Source organism: Vibrio sp. V42_P2S4T144 (assembly GCF_009904715.1).
Lineage (GTDB): Bacteria > Pseudomonadota > Gammaproteobacteria > Enterobacterales > Vibrionaceae > Vibrio > Vibrio alginolyticus.
Genome location: NZ_WXWS01000605.1, coordinates 757 through 4,654 on the forward strand (window position 1 = coordinate 757; position 3,898 = coordinate 4,654).

Below are 3,898 nucleotides of genomic sequence, written 5' to 3' on the forward strand. Positions count from 1 at the left end.
AACACATGCTTAAATCATTAAAAACCGCCGCTATCGCGCTTATTGCTGTCATCGCTAGCCCACTGAGTTTAGCGCACGATTATGAAGCAGGAAAAATTCATATCGACCATCCATGGAGCCGAGAAGCGCCACCAAACGCACCTGTTATCGGTGGTTTTTTTCAACTAACCAACCACGGTGACAGTGAAGATACATTGATCGCAGCAGAAAGCCCTATCGCAGGGCATGTCGAAATTCACACGCATAAGAAAGAAGATGGTGTGATGAAAATGATTAAGATTGACGAAGTGCGCGTTCCAGCCAATGAGTCTGTGTTGTTTAAACCAGGCAGCTTCCATTTAATGATTTTTAACCCAACACAAACTCTTAAAGAGGGTGACCGCTTCCCTATGACATTAACCTTCAAAAACGCAGGTAAGGTTGAAGTGGAAATGGCGGTTGAGAAACAAGGCCACATGGAAAAACACATGCACCATTAATGACGCAAACAAAAGTGCCCGCTGATTTAGCGGGCATTTTTATCTCAGCTTAGTCAAAATCATTATTCCGGTAGATCCTAACTCGACTCTTCAGAATAATGGTGATGAATAACGCTCGGCGAAACGGGGTCACATATCATAACAGCGTGCTCGGGCAAGAGATTCTAAATCACGCTCGTTCCTCGCTGTTCAGAATGACGTTAAAAGATTTAAGAATCCCAAATAGGTTTCCTACTCGCATGAAACTCAATCTCTCAGCGAAATCTTCCAACCATCATTTGATAAGCCTAAGCGAAGTCATAAATTTGGTAACAATGCCCATAGCGCAATTAGTTTTCTTTCTACTTGAAACAAACCTCAGCCCAACGAGCTAAGCCCGCAGTTACTGAGCCAAAATAGTTTCCACTGACAACCGGAATACTTGGCAGTACGGTTTGAACCGCATCGCGCAAGATTGGCGAGCGTGCCGAACCTCCAGTCATAAAGATAGCATCGGGGTTAACTCCAGCTTGCTCTACCGCTTCTGTCACCAACGCCGTCATTTTATTCTTTGGCGACTGGATCGCTTCGATCATTTCGTCACGTTGTACATCAACTTCAATCGTTTCTGATAGTAAGTTGATGCCAGTTCGGTAAGAAGCTTGTTCTGAAAGTGCCACTTTTGCCTCTTCGGCACGGCGAACAATGTTGTAGCCTAAAGACTCATGATACACCTCTAGCAAACGAGCAAGTTTTTCTGGCTCTTGAGCCTGCTTTTGAAGCAACTTTAACGCTGATAGGTTCTCTCGCGAATAGAAGTCACTCTGCGCTTCTACATTATTGATTGCTATCGGGTTCCAGAATTGGGTAGTCGGCATCACAATACCTGACTCCATTTTACTTCCCATGCCAAAAGGGAACATGAGCTGCTTAAATGCTAACGCGATATCAAGATCATTCCCGCCGACACGCTGGCCACTGTGAGCTAACAAGCTTGCGGTCCTATCTGCTTTGCCGCGCCAAGACGGTCCCATTTGGATCAACGAACAGTCCGTTGTACCACCGCCAATATCGACTACTAGAATGATTTTATCTTCGCTGAGTGTCGCTTCATACTCTAGGCCCGCCGCGACAGGCTCAAACTGAAACTCCACATTTTGGAAGCCCGCACGTTTCGCTGCCCGCAACAAAATGCGTTCAGCCTGAATGTTAGCCGTTTCACCGCCACGCCCATGAAAGTTAATTGGTCTGCCGATCACAGCATCGGTAATACTTTGCTGCGCATCGCTTTCGGCTTCCGACTTAATATTGTCCATCATCGCGCAGACAAGGTCTTCGAAAAAAGCCAATTGCACATCACGCAAGCCAGATGCACCAAGAAAAGACTTCGGCGATTTCACATAATAGATATCGCGAGGATCTTCCAAATAGAGGTTAAGTGCATCCTGACCAAACGCAATGTCGTCGGATTCTAAGTCAATACTTTCTTCTCGGTTTAAATTGATTGCCCGGCGTAAAACCTGCTCACCAACTTGATCTAATGGTTTAATATCTCGATGGCGAAATAAATGCTCGGATACCGATTCACGACTCGGTGCAGCAAGGGTGGAAGGAATAAAAGGGCTGTTTCCTTCTAGATTAAGCAGTACTGGCTCACCCGGTTCCATTTTAGCCACTGAACAGTTTGCAGTACCATAGTCAAAGCCGATAAACATTGTTTCTCCCACTGTCCCACTGATTAGTGGCCTTTTGACCGTTAAAAAAACTGGCAATGCTAACTTAATGGCATAAGAATTACTATCCTAAAATCGAATGTAATTTAACGTGGAAAACCTATCTAAGGTACACTATTTTCTCTTTTTGCAGATGGCACAACAACCGCTACCAATAAAGCTAACAGCAGGAACACAGGGCTAAGCATTAATCCATGCCAGATTGAATACCCATCATGGAACAGCCAGAATATACCAAGCGTCAGTAGGTACGAAAAGTAGCTGCAAAACACCAAGCTAATCGCGACAAAGCGCTTTTGATTAATAATAAGAATCCGCACTAGATACTGGCTAAGAATACCGGAGCAGCGCATGGCAAGTTGCCAATTAATGATAAAGAAAGCAAGCGCAATAAACCCAGCTACGACCAGTGCATCATGCGTGCTTAAAATGAAGTAGCTACCAAATCGGCTTATGATGACCGGATAATCGCCTTCGTATATCGTTGACCAAGATATTGCGTTCGCTGCTGCTACGTAATTGGCAAAATAAGCAATAGCGTAGAAAGTCGTTTGAGAACTGAACGGCTGAAATACATCCCTACAAAATCCTCGCCATTCTTCTTTGTTGGCGGTAGGCCCTACCCAGTCACGTTTTTTTTGGGCGGTACGCCCGGCAAACTCAGGCCCGTTGCGAAACAACAGCCAAAATATATAGAGTGCAAGTATAACCAAGAGTATTGAAAACATACCCTTCCCCCTCAGCAATTATCGGCGCCACTGCCAATGGCGTTGGGGTCGTAAACTGCACTTCCCTGCTATACCTATTTGATTTATCAAAGACTTATTGTTTTATTACCACCAAAATTCATTTAATGGCATGCTAAACAGCGATATTTTCACGCTTTGTGCGTGAAGTTCGAAAGCCTACTTTTAGGTTTAGCATAAAAATAGCTACAACAAAGCGTAAGATAGGGATTCCGCACCCATCAATGAAGATGAGGCGTTAAGCAGAAGCTGCGACCGCAATGAGAAGAGAAGGATTCAAAGCGGTCATGCATGGGCGGGAGGAGCAACTATTTCTCTAACTTTTCTTCAAATACACCAATCTCTCTGCCCAACCAAATCGCGCGTTCTGTGTGATCGAGCAACTCTTCTTCGCTTACTGGGTGAATAAGCACAGAAAAATCGCCTCGAATCGTATCAAGCCACGCCAAGAACTCTTCACTCAATGATTCTAGGTGAATTTCAAACATCGGCATTTTGTGTGGGCCAACTAACCTTCCAACTAATGGAAACACACGCAGCACATCTTGACGCTCTTGACGGATGATCTCGTTCAAGGCTTGCGCTTTATCTTGTTCTCTTAGGGGAAAATAAACATGAGCGTGGTACATAACTTCTCCATAATCACTTCCGCTTGAGCACCACCTACTTTGGATAAGCTCAAGGACTGCCGAGGGTATACATTTGTAATGCCGTCACCCTACCTTGATTCCACTCAGTTGGGAAGAAGTTATGCATTCTCATAAGGTCGAGGCTTCGAGCACAACAAAAATTTGCAATTCATCATATAGCAACTGTTTGAGTTGATTCATTAATAATGACTCACTTTGTCAAATTTTACAGCCAAATTTTGTTGCAAATATGTTTCATTAACCAGTAATTAAATTCGAGTTTAAAAATACCACCAACAAAATATCAGCATATTACTCTGCAAAATCAGGGT

4 protein-coding genes are annotated in these 3,898 nt (G+C 44.0%); 1 reads left to right on the top strand and 3 read right to left on the bottom strand.

Annotation, left to right across the window (positions count from 1 at the left end; translation table 11 throughout):
- Positions 1 to 5: 5 nt before the first annotated feature.
- Positions 6 to 479: a copper chaperone PCu(A)C gene (locus CAG68_RS19815; RefSeq protein WP_005388497.1), complete on the top strand. Its 474-nt coding sequence runs from the start codon at positions 6 to 8 to the stop codon at positions 477 to 479.
- A 341-nt stretch (positions 480 to 820) separates the two neighbouring features.
- On the opposite strand, the gene yegD is transcribed toward CAG68_RS19815, so the two are convergent.
- From yegD to CAG68_RS19830, 3 genes are all read right to left on the bottom strand, one after another.
- Positions 821 to 2,173, bottom strand: a complete 1,353-nt coding sequence (gene yegD, locus CAG68_RS19820) for a molecular chaperone (protein ID WP_161441559.1) — start codon at positions 2,171 to 2,173, stop codon at positions 821 to 823.
- Between the two features lie 122 nt (positions 2,174 to 2,295).
- Positions 2,296 to 2,919: a hypothetical protein gene (locus tag CAG68_RS19825; protein ID WP_130545582.1), complete on the bottom strand. Its 624-nt coding sequence runs from the start codon at positions 2,917 to 2,919 to the stop codon at positions 2,296 to 2,298.
- Positions 2,920 to 3,245: 326 nt separating this feature from the next.
- A complete protein-coding gene (locus CAG68_RS19830) occupies positions 3,246 to 3,566 on the bottom strand; it encodes a DOPA 4,5-dioxygenase family protein (protein WP_005375836.1) in 321 nt (106 codons plus the stop codon).
- Positions 3,567 to 3,898: the final 332 nt, after the last annotated feature.